The following is a 17,599-nucleotide window of genomic DNA, read 5'->3' as shown; positions in this document are numbered from 1 at the left end:
TTTAGTATTTTCTGAAATTATACAAACTTTTCCATCCCCAAAGCACGGACTTACATTGACTTTTAAATATTTCTCTATATGCAGGAATAAATGCATTTACAATATATCCACTAACAATTACAGTTATTATTGTCACCCATGCAGAGCCTATAATACCTAAAACTGGAATAAGTAAATAATTCAATATGACACAAAGTGCACATCCCACAATATTCCTTATTACACTCATTTTTTGAATATGCTCCATAATCATCAATTGCCCAGATGAAACAGAAAGTGCCATGCCAACTGTTTTCCATACCATAATTTGTAATATAGGAACAGCTGCAAGGTAATTACTACCAAATGTGAATTTTATTATGTAATATGCCAGCAGTGATGTCAATAAGGATAAAATTATAGAAACCCATAATATTATATCCAAAAACTGCTGTTTTTTTATATTATACGATATCAGATCCGTTTCCTTCACTCGAACTAATAATGGGGTCAAGGTTTGTGCTAATACCATAGGGATATATAAAACAACATCTACAAATTTACCTGCAGTAGCAAAAAAACCAACAGACTTATTATCAAGCATATTACCAATCATCACCTGATCTATTTTCTGATAAATTATAATTGCTGCTCCTGACAGTAACAAAGGGAAAGACTCTTTTAGTAAAAACGGAACCAAAGACTTATTATATCTCCATTCCATAATAGCCCCCACCTTTCTATAGCCAATAACATAACCACTTGCAACTAAAATTGTATCAAAACCAGCCGCAATAATAAATAGGATCAGAGGGGCTTTATGCCATAACAGTATTATTTTAATTAATGCTCCAATAACGGTACGCGATATTTCAGTCTTGACTATAAATTCATTCTGAACAATTGAAGTAAAGTAATTTCTTATAACATTAAAACTACTCATAAAAATACTTATGGAGTAAATTATTATCAGAAGAGTAGTATAAGAATCAGCTTTATATATGATTAATGTCACTATTTCTAACAACAATGTTATAAGAGAAAATATGATTCGTAAAGTAAAAGTCGTACCTAAAATTTCATTTTCTCTACCTTTTTTACGCGACAATTCTCTAATTTCAATATTATCAAGCCCGAAAGCTGATAATATCATAAAAATAGTGACATAGCTTATCACATAATTCATTAAACCATATTGGGATGGTCCTAAATATCTAGCAACTAGAATTCCTACAAATAAGGCACCTAAAACATTAACCACCTTCCCTAAAATAGCCCAGAATAGATTCTTTATGATATTTTTTCTAGAATCAGATAATCTTGAATACTTTTTCACTAAAATCATATCTATAATAAACCAAGGCCATTAAATGTAAAAATATTCAAACAAACCACTCTCATATATTTTACATTCCCCTATACATCGTACTATAATATTTCTGATAATCACCACTCGTCACATTATTCATCCATGTCGGATTATCTAAATACCACCTCACTGTCTCTTCTATTCCTTCTTCAAACTGAAGTGAAGGCTCCCAGTCTAACTCCTTTTTTAGTTTATTACTATCGATAGCATAGCGTAAATCATGTCCTTTACGATCAGTCACATAAGTTATAAGTTTCTCTGAAGTTCCTTCCGGATTATCCAGTAAACGGTCAACTGTTTTAATTATAACTTTGATTAAATCAATATTTCTCCATTCATTAAAACCACCAATATTATAAGTATCTGCAATTTTTCCTTCATGAAAAATAACATCAATGGCACGTGCATGATCTACCACATATAACCAATCTCTAACATTCTTCCCTTCACCATAAACTGGTAGTGGTTTTCCATATAGAATATTATTAATAAATAATGGAATCAACTTTTCTGGAAATTGATAAGGACCATAATTATTTGAACAATTAGTAACAATTGTTGGCATGCCATAAGTATCATGAAATACTCTCACAAAATGATCACTGCTAGCCTTGCTAGCAGAATAAGGACTATGTGGATGGTACTTAGTTTCTTCCGTAAAAAAAGTATCATCAAACTCTAAGGTTCCATAAACTTCATCTGTAGATATATGATAAAAACGCTTGCCTTCATAACCTTCAGAAAGAGACTCCCAAGTTAATTTAGCCGCTTGAAGCAGAGAAAGGGTTCCCATTACATTCGTACGAGCAAAAGTAAAAGGATCATTAATACTACGATCTACATGACTTTCAGCTGCCAAGTGAATAACCCCATCTATCTTATACTCACTAAACAACTCTATCATTTTTTCAAAATCACAGATATCAGCTTTTACAAAAACATAATTAAGTTTATCTTCAATATCTTTCAGATTAGCCAAGTTTCCAGCATAAGTCAGTTTATCTAAGTTGATAATACGATAGCTGGGATATTTATTCACAAACAGACGGACAACATGACTACCAATGAAACCAGCGCCACCAGTGATCATTATATTTCTTGAGAATTTCATGATTAATTATTTTCTTTAAGTTCATTAATACATTTCACAAGAGAATCTTTCCAATAAGGAATCTCGACACCAAAAGCCAGCTTCAATTTTGTTTTATCTAATACTGAGAAATGAGGACGTTTTACTTTACTAGGAAATTCATCACTATGACAAGGTTGAATATCACAACTGTTTCCACTCAATTCACAGATTTCTTTAGCAAAATCATACCATGAACAAACACCCTCATTACTGAAATGATAGATACCTTGTTTGTGATATTGATCCCCCTCAATCACTCTATAAATAATATCAGCCAAATCTTTTGCATATGTAGGTGTACCAATCTGATCAAAAACAACTCTCAATTTATCTTTATCAGCGGTTAACTGTCGCATAGTCTTAACAAAATTCTTACCAAATTGAGAATACAGCCAAGCTGTACGAAAAATCAAATAATTACAGCCCACACGTTGGATGCTTTGTTCTCCTGCTCTTTTTGTTTTGCCATAAATACCTAAAGGATTAGTTTCACAGTCTTCTCCACATGGCATATTCTTATCACCTTGAAATACATAATCAGTCGAAATATGAATTAAAGTAGCATTAACTTCTTTTGCAGCAATAGCCAGATTCTCTACAGCTTTATTATTCAATAAGTCTGCCATATCATAATCATCTTCTGCTTTATCTACATTCGTATAAGCAGCACAGTTAACAATTACCTTTATATTATCCAAATGTATCATATTACGAATAGCATCTAAATCTGTAATATCCAACTCTGCAACATCAGTAAATATATAATTATTCAAACTTGTAGCTGCTATGCATCGCATTTCATTACCAAGCTGACCATTAGCTCCAGTTACTAGAATATTCATTATTTAATATAGACTTTCATTATAGTTAAACAACCAAGAAGCATCTTTCAATAATTCATGATGATTATCCTTCTCAGACAATACAATCTCATTTGCCGGAACTCTCCAATCAATACCCAAATCAGGATCATCCCATGCCAAAGCCCCTTCACTTTGCGGAGCATAGAAATTATCACATTTATATTGAAAAATAACTTCATCCGTCAGCACACTGAATCCATGAGCAAAACCACGAGGAATAAAAAATTGACGATGATTATCTTCTGTCAGTTCTACAGATACATACTTTCCAAACGTTGGTGAGCCTTTGCGAATATCTACCGCAACATCCAAAACAGCACCTTTAATAACACGAACTAATTTACTTTGTGCATAAGGAGGCTTCTGAAAATGTAAACCTCGTAGCACCCCATAACTAGACTTACTCTCATTATCTTGTACAAAATTCACTTTACGAACTTTCTCGTTAAATTCCCGTTGCGAGAAAGATTCGAAGAAATAGCCACGATCATCCTTAAACAAACGAGGTTCAATAATGAACACACCTTCTATAGCTGTTTTAATAACTTCCACTGTGATTATTTTGAAAATTAAGTATTAAGTTTATTTCTGTGTTAACTCATCAATTACCTTTAACAGATATTGTCCATACTGATTCTTTAGCATAGGCTGGGCCAGTTCGCGCATTTTATCAGTAGTAATCCATCCATGACGTAAGGCAATACCTTCCAAGCATGCTACCTTCAACCCTTGACGTTTCTCAATAACTTCAATAAAAGTACTGGCTTCGGATAAAGAATCATGAGTTCCTGTATCCAGCCAAGCGAATCCACGACCTAGCAGTTGCACTTTAAGTTCCTGATCATTCAGAAATTGCTGATTCACCGCCGTAATCTCTAATTCACCACGCGAAGATGGTGTGATATTTTTAGCTACTTCCACCACTTTATTAGGATAGAAATAAAGACCGACTACTGCATAATTAGATTTTGGCTGAATAGGTTTTTCTTCTATACTCAGAACATTCCCCATTTTATCAAATTCGGCAACACCATAACGTTCAGGATCGGCAACCCAGTATCCAAAAACAGTAGCTTTATTCTCTTCTTCTGCAGTATACACAGCTTCTTGCAGCATACGGGTGAAACCCTGACCATAGAAAATATTATCACCTAGTACCAGACAAACAGAATCGTTACCGATGAATTCTTCTCCGATAATAAATGCTTGAGCCAATCCATCTGGAGAAGGTTGCTCTGCATATTCAAAACGTACACCATAATCAGAGCCATCTCCTAAAAGACGTTTAAAGCCCGGAAGATCATAAGGAGTAGAAATTATCAGAATCTCACGTATACCAGCCAACATCAATACCGAAATAGGATAATAAATCATTGGCTTATCAAAGATAGGGAGCAGTTGTTTGCTCACTCCTTTTGTGATCGGATACAAACGAGTACCTGAACCACCGGCTAAAACAATTCCTTTCATTGATTTGTTATTAGTACTCAAGATTTGAGTGGCAGGGTATATATCCTTCCACTCAAAAATTGAATATTTTATTAAAAAAATAGATTACCTTCCGAGATTAAAAAAATAGTTCTAAAAGTCAGACATGAAGTGTCCGACAACAAGGTGTTGAGCAGATGATCGTAATGTTATGATTAGTTGATTTTTTCGCAATACCACTTGGGAATATGTAGCATGACGCCGATAGTAGCTAACGTAACAACTACGTAATAGCTCTTCTTGTATTGCGTGAGTTTGCCTTCAAGTCCGGCAAACGGGCCACGGATCACCCGAACTGCTTGTCCGGGACGGGCTTCTGCTGTTACTGTATCGACATAAAGAGTTCCTTTATAATTAGGATCGCATACGGCACGGAATTCCAACATCTCACAGTCTGGAATCTCATAACACCGCCGTGTACTCCGGTCACGAACAAGCAAAAAAGGTATAGTACAATCTTTTACCCTTTCTAAAAGTTCTTTTTCCGTAAATTCTTTCTCGATAAACAGCAGATTGTGTACAGCTGGAGTCAGTTTCCGATGCTTTTTACCATCAAGCGTCTCATGCTCGATATATCGCATCGGAATAAAATAATTTACCCCTTTTTTTTCCAAATATTTCCCCAAATGTTCTTCTTTACAATAGAAGGTTTGTACAGCATACCATGCCTTCCTTCCCTCTGTTTGTCGTTCTTTGTCCAAATCATTCATTATCACCCATTACCCCTTGTTTTTTATTTCATCACTTACTTAAAAGACAAAAGCGCCCTGACTTTCACAAATGAAATCCATTTATGAAGCAGTAGCGCATCTCTTAAGGATTTAGCCTTTTTATCTTATCTCCATATAAGAACCAAGGTTCATAGAGAAACGGATACAGTACTAAAACGATGCAAAAGTAATACAATTTAATAAAAGAACATACTTTTACAGCTTTTATTTTGCCTGCAAAGATGTTAAACTCCTGTCTGCTTAAACAAAAATCCCTCTAAGTGTATCGCAATGAAACACTTAGAGGAATTACATATATTACAACGATATTTCTTACTTCTTAGCTTCCTGACGGCTTTCAATGATCAAGGTTCCTTTTTTCAAGCCTTTGCCCGTAGCTTCAAGGGTTATTTTGCCCGGTTGCTCTGTCGAAGATACAATAGCAGTCATCATACCACTGAAGACTTTCATCTTCGGACGCTGGAAAGATTCCAAGGAAGCTGCATTACCATTAGCTCCTGCACGGTAACTACCCTCCCCCTTCATTTTGAAACTGATTTCATGTGAGGCATCCGGACACAGATTACCGTCTTTGTCTACTACTCGCACTGTTACAAAAGAAAGATCTTTTCCATCCGCTTTGATTACATTACGATCGGCTACCAATTCAATATGATCCGGTTTACCGGCTGTATGGAGTTCTTTTTCAGCTACAGCTTTCCCGTCAGCATCATAAGCCACGACTTTCACCGTGCCTGGCTCATATTTTGTATCCATCCACATCAGGCGGTAACGGCTCTGACGTTTCAAGTTCATGATGGAAACAGAGTCAGCACTATTATCAATGGTTACGGAAAGGTCTTTGGTACGTTTCCCCTGGCTCTTTCCGTTGATGAATAATTCGGCTGAAGGATAGTTGGTATACACAAAGACAGGAGTTATCTCTCCCTCTCGTCCTTCCCAATTCCAGTGAGGAAGAATGTGAAGTGTTTCCTGTTCTTTATTCCAGTGACTGCGATAGAGATAATAACGGTCTTTGGGCAGCCCCGCTAAATCGATAATTCCAAATAGTGAAGAATGACTGGGCCAATCTGTATAATAGGGAGTCGGTTCACCCAGATAATCGAATCCTGTCCAAACAAACTCTCCTATGCAATAAGGCAAGTCCTCATGTTGAATAAAATCATCTTCAGGCAGATTGGACCATGAACAAGACTCCACATCATAAGAGGAAGACTGGTGATCGTCATATTTCTTCATCCATTGGCGGGTAACAGGAAATTTATATACTCCACGGGAACTAACCGTAGAAGCCGTCTCACTACCCAAGACTATCTGTTGAGGAAGTTTTTTATAATTCTCCTGATATTTATGTGGTCTATAATTAAATCCCGCAATATCCATTACTGCCGCCATATTATTATTGACTACAGCATCCGGCGCATCCATCCCCTGTGTGACAGGACGTGTCGGATCTTCACGATGACAAAGTTCCTGTAGAAAATAAGACATCTTAGGTCCTTTATTTCCATCCCATTGTTCGGGAACCTCATTTCCGATGCACCACATCACCACACTCGGATTATTACGATAATGACGTAGCAAGTTCGTCAGATCCTTTACTACCCATTCGTCAAAGACATGACGATAGCCGTTCTTAACCTTCATAGCCTTCCATTCATCAAACGATTCCGCCATCACCATCATTCCCATCTCATCACAAGCTCTGATTAACTCAGGAGCAGGCATATTATGAGAAGTACGAATCGCATTACAACCCATATCTTTCAAAATACGAATCTGACGACGGATAGCAGCATCATTCACAGCACCTCCCAAAGGACCGAGGTCATGATGATTGCATACGCCTTTGAATAGAGTTCTCTTTCCATTTAAGAAAAAGCCCTTATTGGGAATGACTTCAATAGTACGAATACCGAAAGATGTTGTATATTCATCCTTCAGTGTATTACCTTCATAGACTTTAGAAACAGTCTGATAAAGAACAGGAGTTTCCGGGCTCCATAAAGCCGGACGACTGACAACAAGTTCCTGACTGAAGATATTATCATCAAAACGGGAACCTTGTTTCTCATCAGTAGTTACTACTTTTCCATCCTTATCTTTAAGTTCAGTCACTATACGGTATGCATCAAACTGTTTTCCGGAAGGTACGACCAAAGTTGTTTTTATATTCACTTTCGCATAGTCATCCTTCACTATGGGAGTAGTTAACTGTGTACCCCATGTCGGAATATGAGCATCTTCCGTTACTACCAGATGTACATTTCGGTAAAGTCCGGCTCCCGGATACCAACGGGAAGATTCTGTCTCATTCTCCAGACGAACAGCTAAAGTATTCTTTGTCCCCTCTTTCAGATAGGGAGTTACATCCAGATAAAAGGTATTGTACCCATAGGGCCAATAACCCGCCTCCTGACCGTTGACATACACACGAGCATGGCTCATAGCTCCGTCAAAGATCAATGTAGCCTTTTTCCCTTTGGCAAAAGAGGGAGCATCAAAATTCAGCCGATACCAGCCCACTCCGACGAAAGGAAGCCCCCCCGTACGTCCGGCGTGTTCCATCGCTTCTTTCTGTCCGTCTTGTGCAATGGCTGTCAATTGCCTGTCATTATCTATACCAAAAGGTCCATAAATAGCCCAGTCATGGGGTACTACCACAGATTGCCACTTGATATCATTATAGTCGGGCCGAATAAAATCAGCATTATCTTCACGTGTAAATTTCCATCCTTTCTCAAAAGTATACGAGGTTCGTACCTGTGCACTGATCACAGAGAAAGAAAAAAGGACGGCTATTCCTAATAAATATCTAATATTTAGAGTCATAAATTATACATCTGATTATTTCACTACTATTTCATCCGTAAATATCCATCCGCCAAACTCTTCTCCGGCACGAGCCTGATAACGTATATACCGTCCTTCAGCACTGCCTTCCCATGAAACACTAATAAACTTAATAGCTTCTTCTTTATTTACTTTGGAAGTATATTGTTTCAGTTCTGTGAAGTTGGTTCCATCATCAGAAATGGAAATAGTGACAGACTCGGGCAAAAAGACCTCTGCTCCTACTACTTGCATAAAATCGGCAGAAACAGAATGGACAGCAGTTTCCGTACCCATATCAATGGTAACATCCAATCGCTTTTTATCGATAAAACCTTGCCAGGAACCATCTCCATAAGTCCAGTCGCCACGAATACCATCAGTAAGAGCTGTATTTCCCTGCGCAGGATAGTGAGAACTATACGGAGCATTATAAATGGCCTTCTTCCCCACAGCCAGATGACTTATCGGCTTCAAAGACTCCGGACGACTTCCTATCTCATTTTTAAGATCAAAAGTATGATATCCTTTCGCTTGCAAATCATCAACTGCTTTCAATGCACGATTATGAAAGTCTGTCCATGATTTACGTTCGGGAGCCGACCAAGCCACTTCTGCCAAAGCAAGGATACGAGGATATATCATATATTCCATATGCTCCGGAGTGGGGATATATTCTGCCCATAGATTTGCCTGCACACCATAAACAAGTTTTGCCTGTTCTACAGTTAAAGAATCTGAGACCGGATTATATGAATAAACCTTCTCCAATGGCAAATATCCTCCGATAGCTTCCGGCTGAGAATACGGAGCATCCTGATAACTATCCAAATAACAATATTGACCGGGAGTCATAACTGCCTGATGACCGGAACGGACAGCAGCAATACCTCCCTCTTCGCCACGCCATGACATTACAGTAGCATTAGGAGCCAGACCACCCTGAAGAATTTCATCCCAACCCAGCAACTTACGTCCATGTGCATTCAGAAACAGTTCAATACGATGAATCAGATAGCTTTGTAACTCGTCTACATTAGAAAGATGTTCATCCTGCATCCTTTTCTGACATTTCGGACAAGTCTTCCAAGCCGCTTTACCAGCCTCATCGCCTCCTACATGAATATATTCCGATGGAAAAAGTTCCATTACTTCAGTAAGCACATTTTCTAAGAAAATGAATGTTTCTTCATTTCCAACACAAAAATCTGCGTTTTTATAAGGTTCACCCGAACAGGAGAGTTGTGGATAAGCAGCCAATACTTCTTCTGAATGGGCAGGCATCTCGATTTCAGGAATGATTGTGATATAATGCTGCTGCGCATATGCAATAATCTCCTTCATGTCATCCTGAGTATAATAACCACCGGAAGCACCGGGCTCATCAAAACGAAGATATTTCCGTCCGCCATTCCACCATTTCTTCCAGTTGGCATCTGTACGCCAGGCTGCAAATTCCGTCAATAAAGGATATTTCTTTATTTCAAGTCTCCATCCTGCCGCATCCGTCAAATGCAAGTGCAAACGGTTTAGTTTATAAAATGCCAATGCGTCTATCTGTTTCTTCACAAATTCTTTAGAGAAGAAGTGGCGGGAGACATCCAGCATCATACCACGATAAGCAAAACGAGGGGTATCCTGTACTTCAACAGAAGCTATAGAATAGCCCGTGTCCGAAGGCTGAGATAACTGCAACAATGTCTGAATTCCATAAAACAACCCAGCACCGGAAGAAGCCTGAATCAGAATATGTTCAGGAGTAACGGATAATATATAACTTTCCGGTGACACCAACTGAGGCTTCTTTTCTGTTATCAATAAAGACAAGACATTCTGTTTATCTTTCTTTTTCCCTTCCTTAAATTGTACAGGTAATGCAGTTTTCAGATAGTTACCCAGAAGAATAGCTTCTTCTCCCTGTAGATTTGTATAAAGCTTTGTTTTTTCAGAGAGTAAAAAAGAGCCCGTACCCTGTTCCATCTTTAAGGGAACAGGAATTACGGACTGTGCATTTATGGGATGTGTACAAAGACACATCCCGATTACCCATAAGAAAAGACAAACTTTAGTGTATCTCTTTCTTATATTCATTAATTAATTGTGATTTCGTCTACAAATAAAAAGCCTGGATAACTCTTACCACCATGCCATTCCGGAATACTTTTCTCGGGTGAAGCTATAACTTTCACATATTGTGCAGTTACAGGTGTAAATGTTAGTTTATGGTCATAAACACCATTTTTATCAGTTTCCTTCATTGCAGGATAAGCTTCAGATGCCACTTTCGTGAAGTTTGTGCCGTCTTCTGAAACTTCTACAGAGAGTCCTCTTGTATCAAAAACCCAATCTCCCTTCTCTACGCAAGTAGAAATGCCAACGCTTGAAATCTCTGTTGGTTGTTTGAGATCAATAGTCACATCCATATCATTTCCTCTAAATGCAATCCAGCGTCCGGTTTTATAGTTACCATTTCCTTTCAAGCCATCTACCAACGTAGAGACACCTTTGAACTCATATTGTTTATTCACCGGCTGATTAGCAACAATCGGCTTCATGCTTGATTTACTGAAATCGATTTTCTCAGAAACGACACGACTATTGCCAGTAGGGCGAATAGCTATAGCCGAGAAGTCTGCATTTTCCTTAATCTTCAAAGCGCCATCATAAACGGGAGAAATACTCGTCGGCTCTGTACCATCTAGCGTGTAGTGGATTGGTGCATTATCAATTGTAGTAAGTGTAATGTCTAAAGTACCATCAGCCGGATTCGGAGTAAATTCTGCTTTTACATCAAATACGTGCTTTGCATAATTATATCCTTCTGCATCATACCACTTAATCAGTCGTGGAAGACGAGACAAGAAATCTTCGTAGTTCTTCTTATTAGGTGTTGACCACTGGACTTCACACAAAGCAGCCCAACGAGGCAAGACCATATATTGAGCATGAGAGAAAGTAGCAATATACTCTGTCCAGAGATTGGCCTGTACACCTTTTATATACTGCTGTTCTTCCGGAGTAAGGGAAGCCGGCATCGGCTCATAGCTGTACACTCTTTCCATCGGCAAATAACCTCCGATACCGAAAGGTTCATTCTCAGTATCTTTAGCCTGATAATAATCAAAATACAGATAAGTGTTCGGGGTCATGATCACATCATGTTTCTGCTTGGCAGCTTCAATACCTCCACTTTCGCCACGCCATGACATAACTGTTGCATTAGGAGCAAGTCCGCCTTCGAGAATCTCATCCCAACCGATAATCTGACGTCCGTGATCATTCAGGAACTTCTCTATATGATTGATAACAAAACTCTGCAAACGTTCTTCCTTAGTATGATTCTTATCCGATTTCAAGCCTAACGCTTTGATACGTGCCTGACATTTCGGACATTTCTCCCATCTTACCTTCGGACATTCGTCACCACCTACATGGATATACTCTGAAGGGAAGATTTCAATCAATTCACCATATACATCTTCCAGGAATTTCAGAACCTGATCGTTGCCAGCACAAAGTACATCATCGGCCACTCCCCATTGTCTCCAAACTTCATACGGTCCACCGGTACAACCCAATTCCGGATAAGCGGCAAGGGCAGCCAGCATGTGTCCCGGAAGGTCGATCTCAGGAACAACAGTGATATAACGTTCTGCGGCATAATCTACAATTTCCTTAGCCTGTTCCTGTGTATAGAATCCACCATAGGGTGTATTGTCATATTCACCGGAGTTACGTCCGATGACCGTTCCCGATCTTTGAGAACCTATTTCCGTCAACTTCGGATATTTCTTGATTTCCAGACGCCATCCCTGGTCGTCAGTGATATGCCAGTGCAAACGGTTCATGTTGTGCAAAGCCAGCATATCAATATAAGTCTTCACTTCATCAATTGTGAAGAAATGACGGCTAACATCGAAATGTGCACCACGATAACCGAAACGAGGAGCATCCTTAATTTCAACAGCAGGCAATGCTACATCAGCACCCAAAGCAATAGGCAATGATTTACGCAAAGTCTGAATACCATAGAAAACTCCGGCTTCTGTAGGGGCAGTTATCGTGACACCTTGATCGGTGACTTTCAACTGATAAGATTCAGGGTTTTCTACTTCTGAGCCTAACGCCAGCACTATAGCATTTTTACCTTCAGTTCCGGCTTCAATCGAAAAGTCTTTTCCGGTTGCAGTCTTCAGATAATCAGCCAAAAATTGCGCATTACGCTGCATCTTCTCATTTCCTTCCGGATAAAGGATTTTCACACCGCTTTTCAAAATAAAGGGGTTTACTTGCGATGTTACAATTTCTTGTGGCAATGGGATAATCTGATAATTGGCTTCTTCTTGTACCGAGTCACAAGAGCTCATCAGTCCTGCCAGTGCCACACATCCTGTTAATTTTAGGAGTTGTTTCATAAAATAAAAATTAGGTGTTAGTAGTTAATAAATTAGTTTTATTTATAGGTTTCTCGAATATGCTTGATATTGACAGGTAATTCTTCTCCCTTCTTTATCCGGGGAGAAGTAATAATTACTTTCTTACGTTCTCCGGGTAAGAGATCAAAGAAGTTGTCACTGTAACGGGCTCCCTGCAATGGAGTCTCAATAAAAAGATCTTTTGCCAACATTGATGAAAAGAGAGTCAATTCACATTTACCATCCGTCTGCTTCATTTGATAGGATACTGCTGCCGGAGGAAGTTGCAAATCTTTCGTCTTTCTGAAAAAATGGACGCTTTCAGCCACCTGATGTCCCGATTTATCTTTGAGTATCAATTTCAAGAAGCTGCGTCGGCAGTCTTCGGGAGTCAGCCAGCCATCCAGTTTTGCACGATAAACACATTTTGAAGTATTTGCCGGAGCTTCCAACGAATGTACTTGTATCTTCTTACCCAGCGTTTTTCCATCAAAATCCACGACTTTCATTTCCAATGTCATTTGCTCCATTGTATCAAGCCGGTCTGAAATTAGAAAAACACTCAAACTGTCATTCTGCTGTATAGGATTGATCAAGATCGGTGCAAAAGCACGCTTTGCCTGATAATGTAATGCCTTCCAATTACCATAATAATCAATACTTGACCAGGATACCACCGGCCAACTGTCGTTCAACTGCCAATACAATGTCCCCATACAATAAGGACGATTGCGTCTGTGAGCTTCCAGTCCATGCCGCATCCCCTGTCCTTGCAAGACTAATCCGACATACACAAAATCCTCGAAACTTTCGGGAATGATATAATCACGTTCCATATAAGTACGGATCAACGAATTGCCAATACTACTCTTCTGATGCGCATTCATCACTTCAGACTCAATCTGATAATCTTCAGGAGCAGCAAAAGCAGCAATGGTTTTCATTTCCGGAAATGACTGGAAACCAAATTCACTCATAAAACGCGGCAAATCGGTATCTAAAGACTCAAATGGCTTCTTTCCGTACCAGACTCCCCAATTATGACTGTCTCCTATCCCCCATGATTCCGGACGCCCCCAGTTAGCGAGATAGGGCGAACTGTGCACATAAAAACGATCCGAATCAAATTCTTTAACCATTGAAGGCAACAGCTCACGGAACAGTTTATCATAACCATGCATTAATCCTTGATAAACCTCCGGAGTAAATTTCTTCTCAAAGCCCCAATATTTCAGAGCTTCCAGTATTTCATTATTACCACACCACATCGCCAAAGAGGCATGATTCCGAAGACGACGAATATTGTAAACAGCCTCCGCCTCTACCCGTTTCAGGAAAGTAGGATCGGATGGATAAGGGGTACACGCAAACATAAAATCCTGCCAGACAAGTATCCCGTTCTCATCGGCAAGGTCATAGAAAAGATTATTCTCATATGTCCCGCCACCCCATATACGAACCATATTCATATTGGCTTCCTTCATGTCACGGAACAAAGTCTGATAGCGTTCCGTAGTAACATTAGGCAACAGTGCATCCTGAGGAATATAATTAGCTCCTTTGGCAAACATCGGTATGCCATTGACTTCAAAATAAAAAGATTCTCCGTCCTTATCTTTTTCATTTACCACACGAATCGTTCGTAAACCAATCCGATGAGATTGTTCCGCAACAATCCGATTTCCACAAACTATCTGAGCCGAGAAATCATACAGAGTCGGAGTTCCCCAACCATTAGGCATCCATCGTACAGGATTCGTCACTTCAGTAGGAAGAGTGATATGATTTATCCCGGGTTGCAGTGTCACCTGCTGTTTTACTTCTGTAATGGTAGTTCCATTCAACGATACATTGACCCTTACTTCAGCCGGAGTTTTCTGAGGAACAATCTGATTAACAATCAGTTCATTAGACAGACGAGCGTTTTCATCTGTCAGCGATAATTGTCTGACATGGTAGTCGGATATGGTAGCTATGTCGTAAAAACGAAGAGTAACCGGGCGCCAAACACCACTTGTCACCATTCGGATGCCCCAGTCCCAACCGTAACTATACGGAGCCTTACGGCTGAACACACTAAGATGTTTCTCGTGATGATCGTTATCCGCTGGATAATTAAAGCCATTGGAAGCATATTGCGGCAACGTTTGCCGGATAGGTGAATGGAAATAAATATATAAGTGATTCTCGCCCTTCCGCAACACTGATTTTACAGGAAGTGTATACCCCACAAACATATTATCAGCCTTCAGCAATAATGAGCCGTTGAGATATACGTCTGCATAGGTATCAAGACCTTCAAAAATAAGTTGGATTCCGTCACGATTCAATTGCTCTTCGGAGACTATAAAGGAGGTTCTATATTCCCAGTCCTCATTCTCCACCCATTGAATTTTCTTTTCATTCATCCCATAAAAAGGATTCGGCAGTAATTCATGACTGATCAGGTCCTGATGAACCGTACCAGGAACTGTGGCTGGCATCCACTTTTCAGTCCCTGATTGAGAAAATTCCCAACCGGTATCCAGTAGCATGACTTCCGAAGTGTCATTACCTTGAGCATAAACCATACTACAGCAACATAGCAATCCACATGCTATCGGGGCTATCTTTCCTGTCAAATTTAAGATCATAGTGGGGGCATTAGATATTAACGGAGTAAAGATATTGCTTTTTTGTTAAATATTTCCTATTGAAGCCACAAAATATCTCATTTCATCGAAAATTCGGCACGAAATGTCGAAGCAGGCAGTCCTTCCCGATTGATCAGATTAGCCCGCGTAAAAGGTTGCCAGCCATATCGTACATAGCGGGGATTTTGCACTTCTTTACTATATACCTTCACCTGTTCTCCTACAACCTCAGCCGTTGCCGGATAATAGATACCATCATATTCCGCTACTTCAAAGCATTGTAAGGGCTTTCCGTCCGAGCTCCGCATCCCTTTTCCATAATCAAAAGACAAAAAGACTTTCCCACCGCGAACGTTTGCACCACGAAATAAAGGACCAGAAGGAATGACATTTTTCTGATACGTTTTATTCAAAGCCCATCGCGCCAAACGCTCTCCCACGGGTTTCTTACAGGTAGGATGCACATCCAGAGAATCACCATGATCGCTGGATACAGCCATTCCGATATGAGAAATTTCATTCAACATTCTACGCTGACTATCACGGAACCAAGGCCAAGAAGGGCGATTCAAACTGGATAATTGTACATAATAAAAAGGCAGGCAGGCATCATTCCAATTCTTTCGCCAACTATTCACGAGCAGTTTAAATAATTTTTCATGGGCTTCCCAATTATGCGCATTCGATTCTCCCTGATACCAGATTACTCCTCGTATCGGATACTGTTCCAAAGGCCGAATCCCCGACTCATATAAATAACAAGGCTCATACGGATGCCTCTGCTGGCTATTTGCTGACTTTTTTATATTCAAAGCAGCCCGTCCGCGCACCCATTCCTGAATAAAATCATTTTTAGTCCAGTCTTTTAAAATGGCGGGAAACTGATATTCCAAACTAGCTCTATCTACCCAGGCTTCTGTAGGTGATCCTCCAATGGCATTGCAAATCAATCCAACCGGAACATTCAGACTATCTCTTAGCATCTTACCAAAATAGTATGCAATTGCCGAGAAATCAGAAGCTGTCGCCGGAGTACAATTTTTCCATTCCGTATCCTTATAATATTGGAGATGATTCAACGAGTCAAGTACGGACGCCTCCCATTCGACGGCATTTGTGCGCCAACGTGCTTTCATATCATACAAACGAAGTTGCTGATCTGCGGCACGTGGAATATCGTCTCGGGCAGTCGAAGCCTGTTTCAGCATAAACTCCATATTTGACTGACCGGAACAAAGCCAGACTTCACCCGCTAACACATTTTGATATTGAAGGTCTGTCTCATCCGTTGAGATCTTTAAGGTATAAGGACCACCCGCCTTTAAAGGAGGCAACGTTACCGACCATTTTCCATTCAGACCTGCTTTTGTTTTCATTTGCCGGTCGGCTATGCTTACAGTTACCCGGTCCCCGGCATTGGCAATTCCTTGAACCGTCAGCGGAACATCCCGTTGCAATACCATATTATCTGTATAAAGCAACGACATTTTCAGTCCGCCATAATCTCCGGTAATGGCGGAATATACGGTCTGAGCCATAATAAACGCTCCTTCGGAATCAGGGTGTACGGCGTCCGTCAATATGAAAGGGTATGGATACAACGGCTCATGAAAGTCGATCAACTGTACTCCGGTATAGCGTGCCACATTCTCAATAGCCAATTGTATTTCTCCATGCCAGTCACGTGTCCCTGACAGGAAACGAGGATGCCGATCGGCAATAGGTGTAAGTCTGGCAATCATAATCCGGACTTTAGAATTAGCCGCCCGAAAAGAATCGATCAATTCAATGTAATCTTTCACAAAGGAATCACGATAATCGGGCCAATCACGGGGATCTGTATCATTGATGCCTAAATGAATAACCACAATATCTCCGCCAAAGTCGATCGCTCTGCGATACTCATCTTGCTGCATGTAAGGCCGGTGCCCTTTATTCAACAAGGTAGCACCCGATTTGCCGAAGTTTTCGACTTGATAAGACTCTCCCAACATCTTCTGTAATTGCGCCGGATACGATTGTGTAGTCCGGTCGGGCAATCCATAACCATAGGTGATACTATTCCCGATGCAGGCAACTTTAATACGATTTTCCTGTGCACTCGCTGCTGTAACAAACAAGATGGCAACAACAATCAATAATACATTTTTCATCATA

General features: G+C 39.9%; 11 protein-coding genes. All 11 read right to left on the bottom strand.

Annotated elements, in window-relative coordinates:
- Position 1: 1 nt before the first annotated feature.
- The 11 genes from ACHLI0_RS00295 to ACHLI0_RS00245 all read right to left on the bottom strand — a co-directional run bounded on the left by ACHLI0_RS00295 (position 2) and on the right by ACHLI0_RS00245 (position 17,595).
- Positions 2-1,324, bottom strand: a complete 1,323-nt coding sequence (locus ACHLI0_RS00295) for a flippase (RefSeq protein ID WP_490748181.1) — start codon at positions 1,322-1,324, stop codon at positions 2-4.
- A gap of 61 nt (positions 1,325-1,385) precedes the next feature.
- On the bottom strand, positions 1,386-2,459 hold the full coding sequence (gene rfbB / locus ACHLI0_RS00290; protein WP_490748180.1) for a dTDP-glucose 4,6-dehydratase: 1,074 nt from the start codon (positions 2,457-2,459) through the stop codon (positions 1,386-1,388).
- 2 nt (positions 2,460-2,461) lie between these two features.
- The gene (gene rfbD, locus ACHLI0_RS00285) at positions 2,462-3,322 is read right to left on the bottom strand and encodes a dTDP-4-dehydrorhamnose reductase (RefSeq protein ID WP_008766021.1); all 861 of its coding nucleotides are present in this window, start codon (positions 3,320-3,322) and stop codon (positions 2,462-2,464) included.
- Between the two features lie 3 nt (positions 3,323-3,325).
- Positions 3,326-3,895, bottom strand: a complete 570-nt coding sequence (gene rfbC, locus ACHLI0_RS00280) for a dTDP-4-dehydrorhamnose 3,5-epimerase (protein ID WP_008766022.1) — start codon at positions 3,893-3,895, stop codon at positions 3,326-3,328.
- 30 nt (positions 3,896-3,925) lie between these two features.
- Positions 3,926-4,813, bottom strand: a complete 888-nt coding sequence (rfbA, locus tag ACHLI0_RS00275; RefSeq protein ID WP_195211786.1) for a glucose-1-phosphate thymidylyltransferase RfbA — start codon at positions 4,811-4,813, stop codon at positions 3,926-3,928.
- A gap of 173 nt (positions 4,814-4,986) precedes the next feature.
- Positions 4,987-5,541, bottom strand: coding sequence for a UpxY family transcription antiterminator (locus ACHLI0_RS00270; RefSeq protein ID WP_008766024.1), 555 nt, complete (start codon positions 5,539-5,541; stop codon positions 4,987-4,989).
- Positions 5,542-5,874: 333 nt separating this feature from the next.
- Positions 5,875-8,394 carry a beta-galactosidase GalB gene (gene galB, locus ACHLI0_RS00265; RefSeq protein ID WP_490748179.1) on the bottom strand — a complete coding sequence of 840 codons (2,520 nt, stop codon included), beginning with the start codon at positions 8,392-8,394 and terminating at the stop codon, positions 5,875-5,877.
- Positions 8,395-8,409: 15 nt separating this feature from the next.
- Positions 8,410-10,485, bottom strand: coding sequence for a glycoside hydrolase family 20 protein (locus ACHLI0_RS00260; protein ID WP_490748178.1), 2,076 nt, complete (start codon positions 10,483-10,485; stop codon positions 8,410-8,412).
- Entirely contained in the window at positions 10,485-12,809 is a 2,325-nt protein-coding gene (locus tag ACHLI0_RS00255; RefSeq protein ID WP_490748177.1) for a glycoside hydrolase family 20 protein, read from the bottom strand. The genes ACHLI0_RS00260 and ACHLI0_RS00255 overlap by 1 nt, the downstream gene beginning before the upstream one ends.
- Before the next feature lie 38 nt (positions 12,810-12,847).
- A complete protein-coding gene (locus ACHLI0_RS00250) occupies positions 12,848-15,442 on the bottom strand; it encodes a beta-mannosidase (protein ID WP_070750951.1) in 2,595 nt (864 codons plus the stop codon).
- Positions 15,443-15,519: 77 nt separating this feature from the next.
- The gene (locus tag ACHLI0_RS00245) at positions 15,520-17,595 is read right to left on the bottom strand and encodes a GDSL-type esterase/lipase family protein (protein WP_070750964.1); all 2,076 of its coding nucleotides are present in this window, start codon (positions 17,593-17,595) and stop codon (positions 15,520-15,522) included.
- Positions 17,596-17,599: the final 4 nt, after the last annotated feature.

It is taken from the genome of Bacteroides sp. RCH18, assembly GCF_058231005.1.
Note: the sequence above shows the minus strand (reverse complement) of the source record. Positions and strands in the feature narration are given on the sequence as shown.